The organism is Methanimicrococcus stummii (assembly GCF_032594435.1).
Taxonomy (GTDB): domain Archaea; phylum Halobacteriota; class Methanosarcinia; order Methanosarcinales; family Methanosarcinaceae; genus Methanimicrococcus; species Methanimicrococcus stummii.
In genome coordinates, this window is record NZ_CP131062.1 from 363661 (window position 1) to 384215 (window position 20555).

At 41.2% G+C, this 20555-nt stretch carries 18 protein-coding genes and 2 tRNA genes; 7 read left to right on the forward strand and 13 right to left on the reverse strand.

Annotated features, from left to right (window positions below; translation table 11 throughout):
- Positions 1 to 133 precede the first annotated feature (133 nt).
- Positions 134 to 301: a hypothetical protein gene (locus tag MmiEs2_RS01765; protein WP_316559721.1), complete on the reverse strand. Its 168-nt coding sequence runs from the start codon at positions 299 to 301 to the stop codon at positions 134 to 136.
- Positions 302 to 559: 258 nt separating this feature from the next.
- Positions 560 to 3775, reverse strand: a complete 3216-nt coding sequence (carB, locus tag MmiEs2_RS01770) for a carbamoyl-phosphate synthase large subunit (RefSeq protein WP_316559722.1) — start codon at positions 3773 to 3775, stop codon at positions 560 to 562.
- 1740 nt (positions 3776 to 5515) lie between these two features.
- On the opposite strand from carB, the gene MmiEs2_RS01775 reads away from it, so the two are divergent.
- Positions 5516 to 5965 (forward strand): hypothetical protein, encoded by a 450-nt coding sequence (locus MmiEs2_RS01775; RefSeq protein ID WP_316559723.1) that lies wholly within the window; start codon positions 5516 to 5518, stop codon positions 5963 to 5965.
- 161 nt (positions 5966 to 6126) lie between these two features.
- Here the strand turns inward: MmiEs2_RS01775 and gatE are convergent, their stop codons facing one another.
- Entirely contained in the window at positions 6127 to 8043 is a 1917-nt protein-coding gene (gatE, locus tag MmiEs2_RS01780) for a Glu-tRNA(Gln) amidotransferase subunit GatE (RefSeq protein ID WP_316559724.1), read from the reverse strand.
- An 896-nt stretch (positions 8044 to 8939) separates the two neighbouring features.
- Between gatE and MmiEs2_RS01785 the strand changes: the two genes are divergently transcribed.
- Positions 8940 to 10742 (forward strand): PKD domain-containing protein, encoded by a 1803-nt coding sequence (locus tag MmiEs2_RS01785; protein WP_316559725.1) that lies wholly within the window; start codon positions 8940 to 8942, stop codon positions 10740 to 10742.
- Between the two features lie 332 nt (positions 10743 to 11074).
- Here the strand turns inward: MmiEs2_RS01785 and MmiEs2_RS01790 are convergent, their stop codons facing one another.
- Positions 11075 to 11866, reverse strand: a complete 792-nt coding sequence (locus MmiEs2_RS01790; protein ID WP_316559726.1) for a DUF1638 domain-containing protein — start codon at positions 11864 to 11866, stop codon at positions 11075 to 11077.
- Between the two features lie 165 nt (positions 11867 to 12031).
- On the opposite strand from MmiEs2_RS01790, the gene MmiEs2_RS01795 reads away from it, so the two are divergent.
- The 3 genes from MmiEs2_RS01795 to MmiEs2_RS01805 all read left to right on the forward strand — a co-directional run bounded on the left by MmiEs2_RS01795 (position 12032) and on the right by MmiEs2_RS01805 (position 12942).
- A complete protein-coding gene (locus MmiEs2_RS01795) occupies positions 12032 to 12310 on the forward strand; it encodes a ferredoxin-thioredoxin reductase catalytic domain-containing protein (RefSeq protein WP_316559727.1) in 279 nt (92 codons plus the stop codon).
- 130 nt (positions 12311 to 12440) lie between these two features.
- Positions 12441 to 12677, forward strand: a complete 237-nt coding sequence (locus MmiEs2_RS01800; protein WP_316559728.1) for a hypothetical protein — start codon at positions 12441 to 12443, stop codon at positions 12675 to 12677.
- A gap of 193 nt (positions 12678 to 12870) precedes the next feature.
- Positions 12871 to 12942 (forward strand) — tRNA-His (locus MmiEs2_RS01805).
- 120 nt (positions 12943 to 13062) lie between these two features.
- Here the strand turns inward: MmiEs2_RS01805 and MmiEs2_RS01810 are convergent.
- The 3 genes from MmiEs2_RS01810 to MmiEs2_RS01820 all read right to left on the reverse strand — a co-directional run bounded on the left by MmiEs2_RS01810 (position 13063) and on the right by MmiEs2_RS01820 (position 14128).
- Positions 13063 to 13284 (reverse strand): hypothetical protein, encoded by a 222-nt coding sequence (locus MmiEs2_RS01810; RefSeq protein ID WP_316559729.1) that lies wholly within the window; start codon positions 13282 to 13284, stop codon positions 13063 to 13065.
- 299 nt (positions 13285 to 13583) lie between these two features.
- Positions 13584 to 13655 (reverse strand) — tRNA-Thr (locus tag MmiEs2_RS01815).
- Positions 13656 to 13816: 161 nt separating this feature from the next.
- Positions 13817 to 14128, reverse strand: coding sequence for a DUF5611 family protein (locus MmiEs2_RS01820; protein ID WP_316559730.1), 312 nt, complete (start codon positions 14126 to 14128; stop codon positions 13817 to 13819).
- A 182-nt stretch (positions 14129 to 14310) separates the two neighbouring features.
- Here MmiEs2_RS01820 and MmiEs2_RS01825 point away from each other — a divergent pair, with 182 nt between their 5' ends.
- The gene (locus MmiEs2_RS01825) at positions 14311 to 14613 is read left to right on the forward strand and encodes a hypothetical protein (RefSeq protein ID WP_316559731.1); all 303 of its coding nucleotides are present in this window, start codon (positions 14311 to 14313) and stop codon (positions 14611 to 14613) included.
- Between the two features lie 183 nt (positions 14614 to 14796).
- Here the strand turns inward: MmiEs2_RS01825 and MmiEs2_RS01830 are convergent, their stop codons facing one another.
- The 6 genes from MmiEs2_RS01830 to MmiEs2_RS01855 form a co-directional block, all read right to left on the reverse strand.
- Positions 14797 to 15192, reverse strand: coding sequence for a DUF2149 domain-containing protein (locus tag MmiEs2_RS01830; RefSeq protein ID WP_316559732.1), 396 nt, complete (start codon positions 15190 to 15192; stop codon positions 14797 to 14799).
- Positions 15189 to 15854 (reverse strand): MotA/TolQ/ExbB proton channel family protein, encoded by a 666-nt coding sequence (locus MmiEs2_RS01835; RefSeq protein WP_316559733.1) that lies wholly within the window; start codon positions 15852 to 15854, stop codon positions 15189 to 15191. The genes MmiEs2_RS01830 and MmiEs2_RS01835 overlap by 4 nt, the downstream gene beginning before the upstream one ends.
- A 37-nt stretch (positions 15855 to 15891) precedes the next feature.
- Complete coding sequence (locus MmiEs2_RS01840) at positions 15892 to 16620, reverse strand: DUF2162 domain-containing protein (RefSeq protein WP_316559734.1); 729 nt, start codon at positions 16618 to 16620, stop codon at positions 15892 to 15894.
- Positions 16621 to 16780: 160 nt separating this feature from the next.
- Positions 16781 to 17797 carry a methanogenesis marker 2 protein gene (locus MmiEs2_RS01845; RefSeq protein ID WP_316559735.1) on the reverse strand — a complete coding sequence of 339 codons (1017 nt, stop codon included), beginning with the start codon at positions 17795 to 17797 and terminating at the stop codon, positions 16781 to 16783.
- 15 nt (positions 17798 to 17812) lie between these two features.
- Complete coding sequence (gene nifB / locus MmiEs2_RS01850) at positions 17813 to 18706, reverse strand: nitrogenase cofactor biosynthesis protein NifB (protein ID WP_316560219.1); 894 nt, start codon at positions 18704 to 18706, stop codon at positions 17813 to 17815.
- A 101-nt stretch (positions 18707 to 18807) separates the two neighbouring features.
- Positions 18808 to 19359 (reverse strand): flavodoxin family protein, encoded by a 552-nt coding sequence (locus MmiEs2_RS01855; RefSeq protein WP_316559736.1) that lies wholly within the window; start codon positions 19357 to 19359, stop codon positions 18808 to 18810.
- Between the two features lie 146 nt (positions 19360 to 19505).
- Between MmiEs2_RS01855 and MmiEs2_RS01860 the strand changes: the two genes are divergently transcribed.
- Positions 19506 to 20483 carry an MBL fold metallo-hydrolase gene (locus tag MmiEs2_RS01860; protein ID WP_316559737.1) on the forward strand — a complete coding sequence of 326 codons (978 nt, stop codon included), beginning with the start codon at positions 19506 to 19508 and terminating at the stop codon, positions 20481 to 20483.
- Positions 20484 to 20555: the final 72 nt, after the last annotated feature.

Genomic DNA, 20555 nt, shown 5'->3' on the forward strand with positions numbered 1-20555 from the left:
TTGCTTAGCGGAAGCTGTCAAAAATCAAAAACTGTAAAAGAAAAGTTGTTAAAAATCAAAAGCTGTCACTAATCAATATCTAAAAATCTTGAAAAATTAAATTCGAAAAACATTAAAAAAAGAAAAAGAAGAATTATTTTTTCAATTCTTCTTTGACGGAATCTTTGACTTCTTTTTTGGTGTCGTTGATTTTTTTGTCAACGGCATTGTCAACTTTTCTTTCCGCCTGATATTTTGCGCTGCTCACTTCACGATCAATTTTCTGATCAATTTTCTTTTCAAGTTTATCGAATAAGCCCATGGATATTCACCGGCTTATCAAAAGATGTGAAGCTATTTGAGTCTTCTGACAGTATAAAAATAATTTTTGTTTTTGCGGCGGTGTTTCTTCTTTTTCTCTTGGTTGCGGCGACGCCTGCCGGTGATTACAGCAGGTGACTGCTGCGACTGTCTGCCGCGCCGCCGCTCACGCGCGAGCCGCACAGCTTTTCAAAAAATAAATCAAAAAAACGAGTCCGGGTATGTCAAATAATGAAACAAAAAAAGAAAGACAATTCGATTAAGAATTGTCTTTGTTGTATTCCTGGATGGATTTGATCGCCATTTCTTTTTCTTTGGCGGCCGTAATTGCTTTTCCGGAAATCTTGGCACTCTGGAGCGTTGTGATGTACGGAATGCCGTAATCAACGGCTGCGCGGCGGATTTTGGATCCGTCACGGCGCGCTTTTGTTTTTTCGGTCGGCGTGTTAATCACCAAATTGACTTCATTCTTTCGAATGCGGTCAATGACGTTGGGCGTGCCTTCGTAGACTTTTAAAACAATATCCATTGAAACATCGTTTTCTTCCATGAATTTGGCCGTTCCCGTTGTTCCGATGAGTTTTAAGCCGGCGCTTGCCATGTCTTTGGCGACTTCAAGCATCTCATCTTTGTCTTTATCGCGAATCGACATAAAGACGGTTCCTTCAAGCGGTAAGGTATTGTCTGCGGCCATTTCGGCTTTGTAAAATGCCAAATCGTAACTGTAATCAATTCCCATGACTTCTCCCGTACTCTTCATTTCGGGGCTTAAGAGCGGATCTGCGCCAGGCAATTTGTCAAAGGGGAGGATTACTTCTTTGACAGCCACATGATTGATTTGCGGCTCTTTTTCGGCGATATAGCCTTGGTCTTTCAAAGACTTGCCGATCATCACTTTCGCGGCGATCTTTGCCAGCGGAATGCCGATGGCTTTGGAGACGAACGGAACGGTTCGGCTGGAGCGCGGATTGGCTTCCAAAACGAAAACCTTGCCGTTCTGCTCGGCCATTTGGATGTTGACCATGCCTTTGACGTTTAGTGCAAGCGCAATCTTTCGAGTATAGTCTCTGACGATTTCCAAGATTTCTTCAGACAGCGTCTGCGGCGGAATCACACACGCGGAGTCGCCTGAGTGAACACCAGCTTCTTCAATATGTTCCATAATCGCGCCGATAAATACGTCTTTGCCGTCGCAAACCGCGTCGACATCGATTTCACGTGCGCCTTCCAAGAAGTCGTCAATTAAAATCGGGTGATCGTGCGTCACGCGAACCGCTTCTTTGATGTATTTTTCAAGTTCGTCGCGGTCGTAAACGATTTCCATCGCGCGGCCGCCGAGAACGTAGGACGGACGAACCAAAACCGGGTATCCGATTTTTTCTGCGATTTCAAACGCTTGGGATTCGGATGTCGCGTATCCGGCTTCCGGCTGCAAAATGCCGAGATCGCTCATCAAAACATTGAACCTTTCGCGGTCTTCGGCCATGTCCATGCTTTCGGGAGATGTTCCCAAAACTTTGGTAACCATGCCGCGTCTTTTCAATTCCTCTTCAAGCGGAATTGCCAAGTTCACGGAAGTTTGGCCGCCGAACTGAACCAAAACACCTGTCGGGTTCTCTTTTTCAATCACGTTCATGACATCTTCAAGCGTTAACGGCTCAAAGAAAAGCTTATCGGACGTGTCGTAATCGGTTGAAACGGTTTCCGGATTGTTGTTAATAATCAGCGTTTCGATGCCTTCGTCGCGAAGCGCTTTGACGGCGTGAACGGTACAATAGTCAAATTCAATGCCCTGGCCGATACGAATCGGGCCGGCGCCGAGAATGAGAATTTTTTCACGGTCGTCGGATTTGGATAAGTTTTCAACGCTGTATTCAGTGTAATAATAAGGTGTAAACGATTCAAGAGCTTCGGCGCAAGGATCGACCATGCGATATGACGCTTCGATGCCTTCTTTAAGGCGCAAATCCGTAATCTCAATGCGGCTCTTGCCGGTGAGTTCGCTGATTCTCTCATCGGTAAATCCGAGCTTTTTCGCTTCGATTAACACTTCTTTGGTCAATTCTTCTTCTTTCAGTGTTTTCTCAAAGGAAACGAAATTGTTAATCTTTTCGATGAAGAACGGATTGATCTTTGTCCACTCGGCGATTGTTTTGACGGAATATCCCTTTTTGAGTGCGTAAATCATAACGAAAATGCGTTCATCGGTGGGGTTTTTCAAAAGTTCTTCAATCTCTTCATCCGTCCATGAATATTCGTCAATGTGTTTTCCGATGTCAAGTCCGCGAATTGCTTTTTGAAGCGTGTCTTCGACTTGTCCGCCGATTGCCATCACTTCGCCGGTGCTTTTCATCGCGGTTGTTAATTTGCGGTCGGCGGATGTAAATTTGTCAAACGGCCAGCGCGCGACTTTCGCGACAACATATTCAACTTTCGGTTCCCAATTGTCCGATCCGACTTCAACGCCTTTGACAATTTCATCCAACGTTCGGCCGATTGCAATTTTTGCAGTCGCGCGGGCAATCGGAAATCCGGTTGCTTTTGAGGCGAGCGCCGATGATCTGGAAACACGCGGATTGACTTCAATCACTCTGTAATCGCCGGTTTCGGGATTGTATGCGAGTTGAACATTGCAGCCGCCTTCGATATTTAATGCTCTTAAAATGCGAATCGATGCGTCGCGAAGCATTTGGATGTCTGCTTTCGGCATTGTCAAAATCGGGGCAACGACCATGGATTCGCCTGTGTGAATGCCCATCGGGTCGATGTTTTCCATTGTACAGATGACAATGCAGGTATCATTCTTGTCACGCATGACTTCAAATTCAATTTCTTCCCAGCCGAGAACGCTTTCTTCAATCAGAAGCTGGTGAATGCGGCTCTTTTTAAAACCTTTTTCCGAAATTTCATAAAGTTCTTCTCGCGTGTGCGCGATACCGCCGCCTGCGCCGCCGAGTGTGTATGCCGGGCGGATGATGAGCGGAAGACCGAATTCATCAATCGTTTCTTCGACTTCTTCCATCGTGGTGACGGCTTTGCTGCGCGGAACACGTTCGCCGATTCCCATCATCAATTCTTTGAAAAGCTCGCGGTCTTCCGTGTTTTTGATAGATTCGACTTGCGTTCCGAGAATTTTAACGCCGTATTTTTCTAAAATTCCTTTTTCGGCGAGTTCTGTTGTCATGTTTAAACCGGTTTGGCCGCCGATGCCTGCAATGATGCTGTCCGGTTTTTCTTTGGCGATAATCTTTTCTAAAATGTCGGAATTGAGCGGTTCAATATAAACGGCATCAGCGGTTTCGGCATCGGTCATAATTGTTGCCGGGTTTGAATTAACCAAAACGACTTCAAGTCCCTCTTCTTTTAAGGCGCGGCATGCTTGCGTCCCGGAAAAGTCAAATTCCGCTGCCTGGCCGATTACAATCGGGCCGGATCCAATTAATAATACTCTTTTTACGTCATTGCGTTTCGGCATTTGTGTCACCTGTATTTTGTTCTGAATTTTTTAATGATTGTTATAATGAAGTTATAATGAGTGTTATATTTGGGTGTAATCTTTGATATTTTGCTGCTGCATTTTTCTATCATGTCGCCTCATGTCTGATTTGAATGTTTTAAATCCCTTTTTCAAATCTGAATTTTTTGGGACGCGTGAAAAATTAAAGGAATGAGAATTCAAGAAAGAGTCAAAATGGGCGATGAAAAAAGAAGCAAAAGCAGAGGAAAATAAAGTTGAAGAAAATGAAATAAAAGTCGATAAAGTCTTTTTGAAAAATGATGTTTCCAATACTTTTTTATGAATTAAAAAAAGTTTGTGTTTTTTCGATGCTTTCCCCTCAAATGAATCCGGTATCTTCAAACACGGCGGTTTGATGGGATACCCGTAACTAATTTCTTTTTCAGTTTTCATTTTACGGGTCATAGCTTTTGTCAATCTCGTTTCTTTTATAAGACTTGCAGCAAAAATCTGTTAATAAGTCTCTAAAACTTGATTGATTATCGTTCCAATATATAACTTCTGTGATTGAAAATGTCATGATTGTCTGTGAAATTGTTTATCTTTTTTCAAAAAACGTACTCAATCGAAATCATTGATTCTTTTCAAATAATAATTGTTTTAACCGGCAAAAATGAAATTAATTCGGTTGAATTAAAATCAATCTGATTTTTTATAACTATATCTCAAAAAAAGAAGTGATCGATTTTAATTTGTTATTTTGACAAATATTTTGTTATTTGTCTTTCTTCCGATTCTGTTTTAATTCACCCGGTGATTTTTTATTGTCTTTTGGATATAATTATCTGGAGACATAATCGACCGCAAAAGGTATATAATATTTCGTTATATTCATCAATAACGATTTTCAGCTATTATTATATTCAGCTGAATGTTTTTTTAATTTGTTTTTCAAAAGAATTCATCGAAAGAAGTCAGAAAAGGATAATTCGCCACAAATCATCCTTTTCTCTTTTCACACATTTCTTCCAATTCAAAGATTTTTCGAGTCCGGTTGAGTTAATGATTGTCATTACCCAACGCTGACAATTCTTACTACGCTTCAATCGGATATATACTTATCGCAGAAATCTAGCCAAAAATAGCATTTTTTTTGTAAAATGCTAGATTTTTAAAGCCATATTTTTCAAAGCTATTAAATCATATCATTTTGCAACAAAAATGCATCAAATCGTATTCAATTTTCTATATCTTCATATTTTCTGTCTTTCTTCTTTGCGTTTTTCGGATTTAGCACAACTGCCTCGGCAAAATATAGCAATATGTCTGTTAAATCTATCTTTTTGCTATTTTTCATTTATTATTTCTCTTTAAAATTTTCAGTTATATTCTCTGCGCATATCGTTTATCAAAATTTCGAGGATTGCTATCATTCGCTATTTTGGATAACTCACCTTGTTATATCAAAAGTAAAATTCCGTATCATTTTATTTCCCGAAATTGTTCTATATTCAATTTTATTTTTCCGGCTGCAAAACTTTTATAGAAAAATCTATTACTCTCTGTGCTTGAGTTCTATATGTGATTAATCAGCTATCAAAATGTTTCAATTTTGCTGTCTTTTTCATCAATTTGATAAATTCGCCGATTTGAAGCAATAATCAGCTTTATTTATTGTCTGTAAACATCCTCTGCAAATAACAATTATATATCAAGATGTAGTATTTTGATAGACTTATCTAACAACGGGTTTAAATTATGACTGATATTTCCGATTCAAACGGCAACGGCAAACGTGATGAATTAAATGCTGCCGAAAAAAATTCAAAATCTGATGATAGCACGAAATCAGATGACAAAAAACAACTGAATGTTCGGATATCTGCAGAACTCTATCATAAGTTGGATACTTCCGGTGAATCCAAAGGCACAGCCGTCGCAAAAGCGCTTGAAATGTATTTGTCTAAGAATGATGACAGCGCGGTATCGCAGGAATATGTTTCCGCTCTTTTAAAGCAGTTGGAAATCAAAGATGATCAGATTTCCGCTTTAAATCGCCAGCTTGAAACAAAAGACGAGCAGATCACAGAACGCGACAACACGACAAAAATGCACATCGCGCAAGTTCAAACGCTTATTAATCAGGTTGAAAAGAAAACGCTTGAACTTGAAGATGCCAAAAAGAAGAAATGGTACCAATTTTGGTAATTTCTTATTTTCGTTTTTTAAAATATTTTGTTTTGATTATTTCTGTTATTGATCATTTCTGTTTTGATTTGTTCTATTGCTGCTGTTTAGCAAAAAATATTAATCCATAATTTGATTTTTTTAATTCTTTTAAAATTAATAAATAAACGAAATGATTTTCATCATTTCGTCATCTTATCAATCTTTTCTTTTAACAATGCGCTGACTTCCTTTCCTTCAATTTTGCCGCGGTATTTTTCCATGACAATTCCCATCAACGGACCGACGGCTGCCGGACCTTTTTCGGCGATGAAGTCTTTCCTTTCGGCAACAATTGCGTCAATATATTCTTCAATTTCTTTTTTGTCGACTGCGCCGATTCCCATTTTTTCCGCAACTTCGGCAATACAGCAGCCGGAATCGTTGCAAACGATTACTAAAATGTTGCGAGCGGCATCTTTCGGGAGCGTTCCGGCCGAAATCAAATCAAACATTTCTTCGAATTTGGCATCCGTGATTGAATCAACGCTTAATCCTTCTCTTTTCAATTCGGGCAAAATGCCTGTGAATATTCTGACAAGCAAAGTCGGTGTTGCTGATTCGTTTCCTTTATACTTCTCCGCCAATTTTTCAAAAAGCAACATGTGTTTTGAAAACGCAATTGCTTCGGCAAACTCTTTGTTAATATTATATTCTTTGATGTAGCGCTCCGCTTTTTCAATCAAAAGTTCGGGCGCAGGCAAATCGCGATATGCCGCGCGGCTGATTGCAAACGTCGGCAGATCTGTTTCCGGATACATTCGGGCGGCTCCGGGGAGCGGTCTCATGTAAGAGGTGTTTCCGTCCGGAAGCGCGTAGCGCGTCTCCTGCGGAATGGTAATCAGCACCTGTTCCGCTCTTTGAACGACGGATTCCATTGCTCTTTTGACAACTTCCGCGCGGCCGGAAATCATGATAACGGCATCATCTGCATCGGCGCCAACTGCTTTTCGAAGCGCTGTCACTTCTTCTGCGGTAATGCCGTAATTCGGCAGCTCGTCCGTGTGGAACAATCCCGAAACGCCGACCGCTTTTGCTTTTTCGGACAATTCTGTTCCGAGTCTTCTTCCCGGCTGAACTTCTCTTCCGATGTAGCCGTCAAATCCTTTCAAACGGATTGCAATAATTTGTCTGTTTTTCGCGCTGTTAATAATCACTTTCGATTTCGTTTCCGCAAAAATATTCGTCACATCATATAATGTTGTGTCAACCGATGCGTCTTTCGCATTCAATTCATCTTTGATTTCGATGAGCGCAAGCTGTCTGAATATTTCACGCTTGACGATTTCATCAATCATGGACAAAGCCTGAACGCCTTTCATTTCAACGCGCGTTCCGTTTTTAATGGAAACATTGACATCCTGACGGATTGTTCCGATGCCTCTTTTCACGCCGAGCGTTGAGCGAAGCGCCATGCCGAGGTAAGATGCGACTTCAACGGTCTGTTCCGGCGTCCTGATGTCCGGCTCAGTTGCGATTTCAATCAGCGGTGTACCAAGTCTGTCCAATGAAAAGACGACGTATTCGTCTGTTTCTTCCATTTTCGGCGCAGATTCTTCTTCCAAACACAAGCTGGCAATGCGGCATTTTCCCGACCCGGTTTCAATCCAGCCGTTGCCTGCAATGAATGTGGTTCTTTGAAAACCGCCGGGTCCGGATCCGTCAACGATAATTTTTCTCATCACGTGCGCGCGGTCAACCGGTGCCATGTGAAGGAGTTTGGAAACTTCAAGCGTTGTTTTCAAAGCTTCCGGGCTTACGGGTGCCGGTCCTGCTTCGTCAACATCACCTAAACAAGTCGTATCAAAAACCATGTATCGGCTTTGGCGGTTGGCCTGCGTCTGTTCGACAACGGCGCGGTCCATCATGCCTAAATTGTTGGCTTTGGGACGCAAATATCTTCTGATTTCATGCGTCGATTCTTCCGGTTCCCGATAGATATTCGGGCAGCGGCAGTGAAGTTTTGTCGGAGAATCCACCTGCTGGTGAATTTCAAGGCCGACCATCAAGCCGAGTGCTTCGTAATCATAATCGGGGATAGTTTTAGCTTCCTGACTCATTTTAAATGTCCTTGTAAATTAATCTCAGTTCCTGATTGATGTTTTATGATTACTGCATTCAATTCATGTTGATGAATCAAACAGAATTCTTACATTTAATACATAAAACGGATTGATCTAAAAAATTACAATTTAAAAGTTAAAATATAAGTTAAAATCATTACTCAAAGAATGATGAATCACACGGGTTAATAAATTTTCCCATTGATTATGTTGAATGAGTTATATTTCGATTTCCGTTTTCTCTCATTTCGATTCAAATCAATATCTTCTTATTGATTTATTATTCTTGAAAATTGACTCGAGAAATTGATTAATTGTCGCGATTTTTTGTTAAAATATTCATTTGGATTTTTGATTTTGCGTTTTTATTTTTATTATCGATTTTAAATTTATTTTATTGTTAACTTTGATTTTTTCGTTTTTATTTTTCAAATTTGTATTTTTTATTTTTATTTCCTTCAATTTCGTCAAATCTCATTTTTATTTTGCTAATATTTACTAATAGTCACAAATATTTCTTTAAATAATCAAAACTGTTTATTTAAATAGTCCAATTTTTTGTTTTTTATGTTTTATTCATATTTTATTTATGTTTCATCGTGTAATATATTGTTCTTGTAGTATTCTTTTTCATCTCTTTTCTATGATAAGCTATATATATCATCTAGGCACTGTTTGTTAATTAGAATTCTAAATGAAACTGAATTGAAATCTTAATTCGTTCAATTTAGGTTCCCGTTAAATATTAGCTATTGCCACAATTTGTTTTATCCGCAAATCAGACTGGGGTAAATCATTTTGTTAATATTTGTATACGGAAGGGGTATTATTTTGTTCATAATGCTTCCGATTTTCAGTAAAAATTTATCAATTTTGATTCTGGAGTTTTGAAAATGAAAATGCATAAACAACACTTTGGAAAATTGATGGCAGGTCTCCTTATTTTCTGTCTTCTCTTTTCTTTAGTACCGACTGCAATCGCAGAGGATGGTTACATTGCTGTGGGAGCTCTTCCCGATCCGGATTTCTCCGGCCAGCCCCTCCGCGGAAAAGCACCGTTAGAAGTTAAATTCACAGACTTATCCTATCAGGGTGTCAAAGAAGACCTTAAATACACATGGTCTTTCGGTGACGGTTCCACATCCAACCAGATTGGCAACGTTTCACACACCTACACCAAAGAAGGTAACTACACCGTTTCTTTGACAATTTCTAACTCATACGGCAACAAAACAGAAACCAAAACCAACTACGTTTACGTTGGCGGCGGCGTTGTTGCTGACTTTACTGCAAACAACACTGCAGGCGCATCTCCGCTTTCCGTTAAATTCACGGACAAATCCAGCGGAAACCCGACCAAATACGTTTGGGACTTCGGTGACGGTTCCACTTCTTCTGAAAAGAACCCCTCACACGTCTACAACAAGACCGGTACATACACCGTTTCTTTAACAGTTTCCAACGAATTCGGCTCTGACACAAAGACCGAAAAAGCACTCGTTAATGTCGGCACTGCACCCTACGTTTTCTTTACCGCAAACGGTACAATCAACTCTAAGCAGGTCGCCTTTACAACACACGGAAATGTCGCAGACTCTGCAACCTTCAAATGGGATTTCGGAGACGGCAAAACATCCGCTGAAAAGGACCCGACACACACTTACGCATCCACAGGCGTTTACAATGTTACATTGACAGTGTCTAACAGTTACGGCACATTCAACTACACACTCAAGAACGTCGCAATCACAAACACACTCAAAGCCGATTTCTCTGCAACCAACAACATGGGCAGCGCTCCTTTGAGAGTTCAGTTCAGCGACCAGTCTGTCGGATCAGGCAACAACTCTTCCTTCCTTTGGAACTTCGGTGACGGTACAACCTCTACTGAGAGAAACCCCACTCACACCTACAACAAGACAGGAACATACACCGTTGCTTTGACTGTTACAAACCCCTGCGGCGCAACAGATTCAATCCTTAAATCCAGCTACGTCAGTGTCGGCAATGTGCCGGTCGCAGACTTCTCCGGAACACCGACCAGCGGCGTTTCTCCGTTGAATGTCCAGTTTACCGACAAGTCACAGGGCAACAACTTGACCTACGCATGGGACTTCGGAGACGGAGCAACTTCCACTGAGAAGAACCCGAAACACACATACACCAAAGAAGGTACTTACACTGTTAAGTTGACCATCAAGAATGAATACGGTAACAACACCGCAACCAAAGACAAGTACATCACAGTCGGCAACTTGCCGCGCGCAGAATTCCAGGCTGATGTTCTCTCAGGCGTTGCACCACACCCCGTTCAGTTCACTGACCTTTCAACAGGCAACCCGACCTCTTGGTACTGGGACTTCGGCGACGGATCCACATCCACGGACAAGAACCCGAGACACACCTACCAGAAATCCGGTTACTACAACGTTACTTTGACTGTTAAGAACGCCTACGGCGAATCTACGCTCTTGAGAGAAGGCGACGGACAGAAAGTCTGGGCAGAAGACTCCAAGAAGACTGAAGTCAAAGAACCTGAAACAACAACACCTGTTGAACCCGCACCCGAAACAAAAGAACCCGAAGCAGAAGATCCGAAATCACCCATTCCGGGATTCGGTCTCTTGATTGCAATTGCAGCAATCCTCGGTCTCGTCGGTGTCGGCGCATACTCTAAACGTAAATCTAACAAATAAGAAAAATAAATTGTGAAGGGTTTTCCCTTCCTCTTTTATTTTTTCTTTTTTACTTTTTTTTAAAAATGTTATTTTCAATTATTTGAAAAATTTTAAAAACGTCCGGGTCGCTTTTGGAATTTGAAAAACGCAGGTCGATTAATACAAATAATCGGTCGGCAGCTGTTAAACCGGCAGCATCGTTTTTTTGAATCTAATCAAAACGAGAAGGCCTGATTCATAAAAATTAAGAATAAAAAATGTAATAATAAAAAACGAAAAGCGAAAACGTAAAGAAAAATAAGAAAAAACAAAAAAATGTAAAAGTAAAAATAAAATAGAAGTTTTAAACGTTAATCTTCCAATTCTTTTAAAAACTTTTCAAATGATTTTTCAATCATTGAAGGCGTTCCTTCGTATTCGATAATGTTTAAATTAAATCTTTTTGAGAAATCATCAACGATTTCATCAAATTCTTTTTCATACGGGAGGCCGGTTTTTACTTTTCCGACGTTTTTATAACCGGAATATTCAAAAACCATTTTCAGCATTTCATCATCGTTCGGATCGGGCGTTAAAGCGCTTGCGTAAGCAATTTCTCTCCAGTGGGCAGCTTGCATCGGCGTCAGGAAATAAGTTCCTTCTCGGCCGTCTGTTCGAATGATTCTCAGATATTTCTCCCGACTTCCGAGAGAGATGCAAATGCAGTCGTCTCCGATATTACCGTCTTCGTCTCGCAGGATGCGGACTGGGCAATCCGGGCGGCTGAGGTCGCCTTCGATGCTGCCGAGAACGTTGCCGCAAAGACCGTAGCAAACCATGATGCCGTCAGCGATTTCCTGAATCGGTTTTATTTTTTCATAAACGGCATTTTTAATCTCTGCCGGACGCGCTTCCATTGAAAATTCAATCAGCTGAAGAATGATTGTATTCTTGGCGTCCGTTTGTTCGTTTAATTTTTCTTCAAGCCGGTCGTTTTGAATTTTTTCATAAACAATGTTTTCCGAATTCAATTTCTTTTCAATTGAATCAATAAATTCGGTTTCAATCAAAAACAAACGCGTTTTCTTTTCCTGCTCTTTTTTCATCAAATGCGTTAATTCATCTTCAAAAATCCGGCAGGAAACAATTGCAATTGTTGCCATGTTATCCTCTCTTCGTTTAACCCAAATTCAAAAATAATAATTATTGAAAGGGTTTGTTTCTATATGGATTTATTGAAAAAACGGAACCTTTAAACAGAATGCAGAATATCTTTAATCAAATTTATTTATCTGATTCGATTTTAGTTTCTGCTAAACGGTGGTTTAATGACATTTGAAGAAATAAAAGAAAAAGTGCGTCAATATGCCGAAAAATATGCCGCGAGAAAAGGTTTTCGATTAAATCCTGATCCTGAAGAATTGGATTTGGTTTACGAGGGATTGGCAAAACGCCGCGAAAAATACGGCGCGCAATACTGCCCGTGCCGAATTGTTCTCGGGGAAAAAGAAGAAGACCGCAAAATCATTTGTCCTTGCGTTTATCATGAAGAAGAAATTGAACGCGACGGCATGTGTCACTGCGCTTTATTCTTTAAAGCCGAATGATGAATGTATCGGAAAATCAAAACGGGAACCAAAAGTTTCCTCTTCTTTTCTTTTTTCTCTTTGAAAGGCTTTAAATAATTTTCAGCCTTTAATGATTTTAAATCGTTTTTCAAATTCGGGGGTTAAAATTATGGATGATATCGGAAAACATTTACTTGAACTTCAGGATCGGATGGAAAAAATGTCCGATGACGAGCTTGTCGCTTTTGTCAATGAAAACTATCCGGAAGCCGGCTGGTGCGGCAAAAGAAAATTGGTGACGCGTAAAATTTTAACGTTTGAGAGAATGCGCGTTTACGGCGACAAAGACTTGTCCATGTCTGATGAGGAATGGGCGGAAAAAATGAAATCCGAAAACAAATCTTAATTTTAAGATTTTCCAAAATATTTTTTAAAAAGATCAATTTTTTTCTTCTCTTTTCTTTCTTTTATCTTTTTCGTCTTTTCTTTTGCAAGTTCGTTTTTTCGTTGTTCGAAAGATTTATATTAAAAAAAAGGTTTTATGGAATGCTTTCCAAAAAGCGTTTTACGATTCTTTCTTTTTCAAAAAGGAATATGTGGCCGGGGTGGGGTAAAGGTTATCCTGAAGCCCTGTGGAGGCTTTGACCCGAGTTCGATTCTCGGTCCCGGCCCTCTTTATTTTTTTTAATTTCTTTTGGTTATTGTTTTGTTTTTGCTTTATTTTTGTTTGGTATTTGGATTCGTTTTATTGTTTTTCTGATTCTCATTTTTCATTTGCTTAATTCTTGATTTTAATGAACGGCGTTTTCTGTTTTGTCAGGCTTTGATGAATAAAATGCCAATGAAAATCCGCCGATTAAAACCAAAACGCCGCCGAGAATAACACCGAGTTCAGATGTCATCGGCGCGGTTAAGTTGAAAATTTCAATGCAAAGGCCGGCGAAGAAAAGAATTGCGCCGACAGCAATGATCAGTTCTAAAAGCAATACGAATCCTTTATTGATTTCTGTCATATCATTAACCCCTTTTTGTGGTTAATTCTATTCTTTTTATAATATATTTAAAACTATGTCTTTTTTTAAAAATTGTTATATGCGAAATATATTAAGGTACAAACTAAGTAACAAAATGAGTATTAGAAACAGTATGCTTGCAACGATTAAAATAAATGCTTGCCGCCATGTTAAACTACTTGTCCATTCAATAATTTCTTCTATTGTCATTTTTAGCCGGTTAATAAATTCTTCAAGCATGTCAGCCTCTTTGATGTATTAAATCTTAAAAACGAAGGGGGCTCGGCCCCCTGATTTTAAGCCTCAAGCGGGATTTGAACCCGCGACCTCTTCCTTACCAAGGAAGTGCTATACCTCTAAGCCATTGAGGCGCTTGTATTTATTTTTTAAATTCAAAACAGTTTGCCGATTCGCAAAAAACGAATGTAAGCAGACTCAAAAAGGAATACCTTTCATATTAATCTTTTGGTATTCCAAAACCGAGCCTTTCACCATTCATTCGGTTTTTGTTTTTTTATTTATTAATCTTACATTATTCGCCGGTAACTTCTTTTTTCGCGTTTTTCACGCGGTCTTTTGAAGTGTAGCCGGTGCCTTTGTCCAAAAATGTTCTGAAACGCTTGTTGGTGTCCAAAATTAAATCATCGGCCGCACCGGAATTGTCGGCAACTGTTTCAACACCGAGTTTTTTATTGTTGATCCAAACCGTAATTTCTTTTAAAACGCCGTAAGATGTCTTTAATTTGCCGTCTTCCTCTTTGATTTCCGTTCCGAAGCATTCGGTCAACAAATCTCTTATTCTTTCAATGTCGGGCGTGTATCCGCGTTTTAATTTGTATTCCATTCTTTCACCTTTTATGTAAATGTTTTTGAATCTTTAACAGCTTCATACTTCTTGAATCTTTCTTTTTATTGCGTCTTCAATCGTTATGGTTTTAATAGGTGAAGAATGTATTAATGTCAAAATCACTAATCCTTATTCTAAAATTAATATTGCAATTCAAACAAAAAAAGGAGCCCGGATTTATGACAAAAGTATTATCACTTCACGATTTGATCAGCAGAAAACGTTTTGAACTCGCGGAAATCTCCGGCGAAAATGCCGAGTTGGAAGATCTTTACGATTTAGTCATTCCGATGGGCGTTCCGATGTCAATTATCATGGATATGGTCGAAATGTTTGATTTAGAAGCCGTTGACCGCCTCATTTCAATCACCGAACCCGAAATCGCCCAAACGCCTGTCATCGCGCTTCGCGGACAGCTCGAAAACGTTTTGGAAGCGGAAAAATTCTTGAAACAGGAAATGAAAAATTGGCTTGAAGGATAATTTTAATACTTTTTTTAAAATTATTTATTATTATTATTTTCATTGAATTGATTCGAATCAATTCACTTTTCATATTCGTTTTTTAAAAAATAATTTTGAACAAAGGGGTTCATTCCTTTGTTCAATATGTTTTTTGTTTTATTTTTTTTTTTTTTTGTTTAATTTTATTTGTTAATTTCTAATTTAACTCGCGGTTTCATTCGAAGTGTTTGAACTTGTAATCGTGTTATTTCCTTCCGGAACATAAATCACGCGTCCGTCATCCAGCCGATAGGCCTGTCCGAGAATTTCTCCGATGCCGCCGCCGATTTGCTCTTCCGCATTGATTTCCATGATTTCAATGCCTTCTTCCGTTTTTTGAATGATTTGCATGTTGTCTTGTCCCGGATTTTTGACAATCGTGATGTCTTGGTCCGTTAAAAGTTCCGTCAAGCCGGCTGACATAACAACCGCAAGAAGCAAAGCCACCGAGAAAACCATCGCCACGTCAAAAACGTTGCCGACGCTGTTCATCGGATTATCAACCGAATTGTGGGAAAACATGGAACCGCGTTTTGATCTTCTGGACCGGCGGCTCATTTCAGCTCCTCCAAAGCGTCAATGATGTAATCAATGTCAATCATATCCTGCCAATACCAGCGGTTGCGGATGGTTGTCAAACAGAAGCTGATGCCCGCAACAAACAAACCGATGACGGTTGTCGCAAACGCAATCACGAGGTTTGTCGCAAGCTCGTCAATGTTGCCGTCCGTCAAACCGATTAAAGCAGGACCGAGCGGAATTAATGTTCCCATCAAACCGAGCATCGGGCCGACGGTTGTGATAATTCTTGTCTTTTCCGTTCTTTTCATCATGCGGACTTCATAGTCGTCGGCGATTTTTTCAATGTGTTTGACATCGCCTTCTTCGATTGATGCCGCCGCGTCTTTTGCAAAAGCCGCGACCATTTGCGTTTGTTTGCCGTCGAAACTTTTCAAAATCGATGCCGCGTCTTTATATTTTGATTCAAGCGGCGCGGAAGATTCTGCAATCATGCAAATGCGGTGCGTTTCTTTTTCCAAATCTCTTTGATCTCTGTTGCGGCGTGTGTATTCGGTAATGAATTCACCGGCTAAAATCAATGATAAAATAACGAACAAAATCAAAAGGATCATGACCGGATACAAAAGCGAATTTGAAAAAATATACGTAATGTATGACACGGATGATCCGAAATCAGATAAAAATGCAATTTCTGCCATAATTTCCCCTATTCCTTGAATTTTTATTTTTCAATACTTACTCTGTTTTTGAAGCTTTTTCTCTGCTTCTGTCGGCCGCCGCCGTTAAAGCCGCGCCGAACACGATTAAAGCCGCAACGCCTGCGAGCACAATCAGTTCAGGCGTTCCAAACGATGACGGTATGCTTGAGCGCGCCGTGCTTGCGTTGATGTATGCCGGAATCATAATTGCGGCAACCAAATAGAACAAGCCGATAAACACCATGACTGCGCCGAGCGTGTCCGGTGTTCCGCTGAAATTGATATGAAGTTTCGCCGTGATTTTGCTCAAATTTTTCATCACGAAAGTTGTCACCAAGATTGAAATGACAAAAACGATTCCGACGAGCGCGCCGATTGCGATGCCGCTTAAATCAACGACGGTTGACAAAGCAACGCAGGAGACAAGAAGCGCGGCCATACAAACCGGACACGGGAATACCAAAATCAAAAAAGTTTTATTCGATACGTCACAGCCGGCATGCCATTTTTTCATCGTGACAATGCCGCCCGCCAATAAAAATAATGCAAGCGTAATATGAATCGCGGCGGCTAACGGTGAACTCATAAAAGATGTGACATCAATCGCATCCATGAAATAACCTGCAACAAGCGCGATAACGAAGTATAAAAGACACAAGACGCCGACAGCTTTCCAGCCTGTCTTCGAAAAACCGCAGCCGATTCCCGTCTTTAACCCGAAAATAAAAACACTTGACAAAATTCCTATTACAATAAGAGTTGCCATCGGTTCCATAAACCATTAATTAAGCTTGACACGTTATATTAATGTTCAGATTTTGATTAAATTTATTATCTAAAAAAGTAACAATTATTCGAAATTCAAATCATTTTATTGTCAGTTTTTTGTTTTATTTTGCGTTTTTTGTTTTTTTATTTTTTTGGTTTTATTCCGCCGACTTTTGAATCCCTGTAATCTTATCCTTTTCAAAATCAAAAACAACCGCCGTTTCCAAACCGTTGTCAATAATCACTTTTTGATCCGCCGTCATTTCGCCGCAAACCGCGGCAGTCATGCCGCCTTCTTCTAAAACGCGAATGCATTCGCCGGCGTTTTCGGCTGTCGCCGTAAAAACAAATCCGGTTCCGGGGTGCATTAAACACCATCTTTCAATCGTGATTTCCGAATTTTCAGAATCTTTCGGCATCACAATCTCCGCCAGCCGAACGCGCGCGCCGACACCGCTCGTTTCGCAAAGCATGCCGAGCGTTCCGATAATTCCCGGATTGCTGATGTCTTTTCCGGCCGTTGCCAACTGTTTCTGTCCGATAATCTGCGGCGCTTCATACATTTTTCGAATTTGTTCGGGCGTTTTCATTGAAACAGATTCAAAACTGTAAGGCGAATTCGGCCCGGTTCTGCCATTCAAATCAATCGCATAAATGACAACATCGCCCGGTTTTGCCGAATCGCTTCGAATAATATGATCTTTTTTCGCGATTCCGACAATCGCGACAGACAAGGATTTTTCGCCTTCGGGATGCGTGTGTCCGCCGACGACGGGAACGCCGAATTTTTTGATTCCTTCCGCCATTCCTTTAAAAATCTCTTTAAACGTGTCGGCGTCGGTTGATGAAACAACGTCAACCATCGCAAGCGGTCGGCCGCCCATCGCGGCAATGTCATTAATATTGACAATGACGGAAGTAAATCCTGCCCACCACGGGCTTTTTTCAATCAAGCGCCCCCAAATGCCGTCGGCCGCAAACAAAATGACATCGCCGTTTCCGATGTCAATCGCCGCCGCATCGTCGCCGAAATCCGCGACACAGCCGCCGTAAGCGTCGGCGACATCCTTGAAAGTTTCGGAAACCGAGGCGATCGGTCCTTTTCGGGAAGTGCCGTCAAAAGTTTTAATGGATTCGGCGAGTTTTTGTAAGTCGATTGATTCTGAATTCGGCACGCTGTTACTCCTTCATTATTCTTTAATCTCTTCGTCTTTCTTGACGGCAATCGTTTTCAATTCCTTCCCACTCGCTTTCTTCTCAACCGACAAATCATTCCCGAGCAAACCGTAAGCGTCTGATCTGCATTGCCTGCAATGCTTCATCTGCTTGACATACGGCGCGCAGGCGTCCTGAACGGCTTTTCTTTCCGCATCTGTCGGCGGCACAATATCGGCAAAAGCGGCTTGGTTGATGAGCGGCATCACATTCATGATGTAAACGCCGAGGCCGTTCATTTTTTTTGCGATTTCGATGATGTGTTTGTCATTGATTCCGGGAATCAGCACCGTGTTGATTTTAACGGTCATTCCCGCGGTAACCGCCATTTGAATGCCTTTTAATTGGTTCTCAATTAAAATCTCGGCAGCTTCTCTGCCTTCATATTTTTTACCGTTGTAATAAATCATGTCAATGATTTCTTTTTGAATGTCGGGATCAATCGCATTGAGCGTGACCGTCAGCGTTTCCACGTCGGATTCCGCCAGCTCGGAAAAGCGGTCCGGCAGCAGCAATCCGTTGGTGCTGATGCAAAGCGTGATGTCCGGGAAATTTTCCCGAATCAGGCGAAATGTTTCAAACGTTTCGTCATTGTCAAGCGGATCTCCGGGGCCCGCAATTCCGACGACGCGAATGTACGGGTGCTGTTTTAAAATCTGCGCGGTTTTTTCAAGCGCGCTTTTCGGCGACAGCACTTCGCTTGTAACGCCCGGCCGGCTTTCGTTCACGCAATCGAATTTTCGGTCGCAGTAATTACATTGAATATTGCAAGACGGCGCAACCGCCAAATGCAATCTTCCGAATTTGTGCTGCGCTTCCGGAGAATAGCACGGATGCTCGGAAATCTTTCGCCGCGTCTCATCGCTCATACAATCTTTCAAAATCATTCACCCCGTTTTTGAATTTTATTTTTTGCAGTAACTCGTTTTATAAATCTGTAATTTTAATTCTGCGTTCTTCTATGTCTTGTTTATATTAATTGTTTGCCGATTTCTTTTGCTTTTTCCAAAACGTTTTCGTCTTTTAAAAGCTCATCCGTATTGTGAACGCCGACGGCAGTCACCGTTCCGACCGGAACGCAGCCGTGACCTTTGAAAATGTATTCGATTCGCTCCGGCGTTTTCGCGTAATGATCCGGCATCGGCGCGCCTTGCGTGATGACGACTGCCAGCCTTTTGCCGGCGGAAAGATGCGAATTGTGTTCGGCATCTTTTAACGCGAAACAGCGGTCAATAAAAGTCTTTAACTGTCCCGTCATCTCGCCCATATAAATCGGTGTTCCGATGACGATTGCATCCGCCGCTTTGAGTTCGCCGTATAAAATTTGCATGTCATCGTTGCGGACGCAGCTTCCCGTTTTTTTGCACGATTCGCAGCCGAGGCAGCAACCGATATTCATTTTCGCCAAATTGTATATTTCCGTTTCAGCGCCTTTTGATTTTGTTTCCGCCATCATTTCTTCCATTAAGTAATGCGTGCTGCCGTTTTCACGCGCACTTCCGAGTATTCCGATCACTTTCATTTTTTCCCTCTCTTCTTGTTTTTGTTTTCGAATTTACTCTCGATTTTTATAAAAATGTTCGGTTGCCTTTAAGTTTATATTTGGTTTTTATACTATGCCGATTTATTCTATTCTATTTAAAAAATGAAAACGTTACAGGTGTTATTTTGTCAGTCAAATATGTTTCTAATCCGGCGCTTCCGATTATCAAAAAAGGCTGGGTCGGAAATCCGGTGAGGGGACGCTCTTTCATAAACGAAAAGCCGGCTCAAATCAGCATGATCAATTTCGTAAAATCACGGCTCAATAATCCGCAGCGCAAAGAACGAAAAAACGATCCGTACCGCGCCGGTTTTTGCCCGAACGACGATTTCATGAAATCCGACGAAGATATGATCGTTTGGCTGGGACACGCTTCCTTTTTCATACGCCTCGGCGGCGTCACGTTTCTGACCGATCCGTCTTATTACAGTTTCCCGACGCGAAACCGCCTCGTTCCGATTCCGTGCGACGTCGAAAATTTCAAATTCGTCGATTATGTGCTCATTTCTCACATGCATCACGACCACGCGGACACGCGCTCGATTCGAAAAATTTTCAAAGGAAATAAAAAAACGCAAGCGTTGCTGCCGTTAAACGGCGGAAATTACGTTAAATATTTTACCAAAAATTATCAGGAAGCCGGCTGGTATCAGCAATACCAAACGATGCCGGGCGTTGAAGTTTATTTCCTTCCGAGTTTTCACTGGTCAAGAATGCACGTTTTTGACAGCAACCGAACGCTTTGGGGCAGTTTTATCATTCGCGGCAACGGCAAAACCATTTATTTCGGCGGCGATACGGCGTGGGGAACGCATTTTGAAACCATTTCCGAATTGTTCCCCGACATTGATTACGCGATTCTTCCAATCGGCGCATACACACCGCGCTCCGTTGCCGAATACGCGCACATTTCGCCGGAAGAAGCGGTTGATGCGGCAAAAGTTTTGAACGCCAAACATTTGGTTCCGATGCATTTCGGCACTTACCCGCTCGGGCAGGAACCGCTCGGCGAGCCTTACCGCAAAATTTGCAGGCTGGACGAAGACGGTGAAATCAGCGGCTGTTTGAATTGTTTGGATGTCGGAGAAGAACTTTTGATTTAATTTGATTCGATTTGATTAATTTGAGTTGGTTCTCAAATCTGTCTTCTTCTTTCGTTTTTTGATTTTTCCGAT

Excerpts from the sequence above, each read along its gene's own strand:
- MmiEs2_RS01765 (WP_316559721.1), bottom strand. The coding sequence starts at position 301 with ATGGGCTTATTCGATAAACTTGAAAAGAAAATTGATCAGAAAATTGAT.
- carB (WP_316559722.1), bottom strand. The coding sequence starts at position 3,775 with ATGCCGAAACGCAATGACGTAAAAAGAGTATTATTAATTGGATCCGGC.
- MmiEs2_RS01775 (WP_316559723.1), top strand. The coding sequence starts at position 5,516 with ATGACTGATATTTCCGATTCAAACGGCAACGGCAAACGTGATGAATTA.
- gatE (WP_316559724.1), bottom strand. The coding sequence starts at position 8,043 with ATGAGTCAGGAAGCTAAAACTATCCCCGATTATGATTACGAAGCACTC.
- MmiEs2_RS01785 (WP_316559725.1), top strand. The coding sequence starts at position 8,940 with ATGAAAATGCATAAACAACACTTTGGAAAATTGATGGCAGGTCTCCTT.
- MmiEs2_RS01790 (WP_316559726.1), bottom strand. The coding sequence starts at position 11,866 with ATGGCAACAATTGCAATTGTTTCCTGCCGGATTTTTGAAGATGAATTA.
- MmiEs2_RS01795 (WP_316559727.1), top strand. The coding sequence starts at position 12,032 with ATGACATTTGAAGAAATAAAAGAAAAAGTGCGTCAATATGCCGAAAAA.
- MmiEs2_RS01800 (WP_316559728.1), top strand. The coding sequence starts at position 12,441 with ATGGATGATATCGGAAAACATTTACTTGAACTTCAGGATCGGATGGAA.
- MmiEs2_RS01810 (WP_316559729.1), bottom strand. The coding sequence starts at position 13,284 with ATGACAGAAATCAATAAAGGATTCGTATTGCTTTTAGAACTGATCATT.
- MmiEs2_RS01820 (WP_316559730.1), bottom strand. The coding sequence starts at position 14,128 with ATGGAATACAAATTAAAACGCGGATACACGCCCGACATTGAAAGAATA.
- MmiEs2_RS01825 (WP_316559731.1), top strand. The coding sequence starts at position 14,311 with ATGACAAAAGTATTATCACTTCACGATTTGATCAGCAGAAAACGTTTT.
- MmiEs2_RS01830 (WP_316559732.1), bottom strand. The coding sequence starts at position 15,192 with ATGAGCCGCCGGTCCAGAAGATCAAAACGCGGTTCCATGTTTTCCCAC.
- MmiEs2_RS01835 (WP_316559733.1), bottom strand. The coding sequence starts at position 15,854 with ATGGCAGAAATTGCATTTTTATCTGATTTCGGATCATCCGTGTCATAC.
- MmiEs2_RS01840 (WP_316559734.1), bottom strand. The coding sequence starts at position 16,620 with ATGGCAACTCTTATTGTAATAGGAATTTTGTCAAGTGTTTTTATTTTC.
- nifB (WP_316560219.1), bottom strand. The coding sequence starts at position 18,706 with ATGAGCGATGAGACGCGGCGAAAGATTTCCGAGCATCCGTGCTATTCT.
- MmiEs2_RS01855 (WP_316559736.1), bottom strand. The coding sequence starts at position 19,359 with ATGAAAGTGATCGGAATACTCGGAAGTGCGCGTGAAAACGGCAGCACG.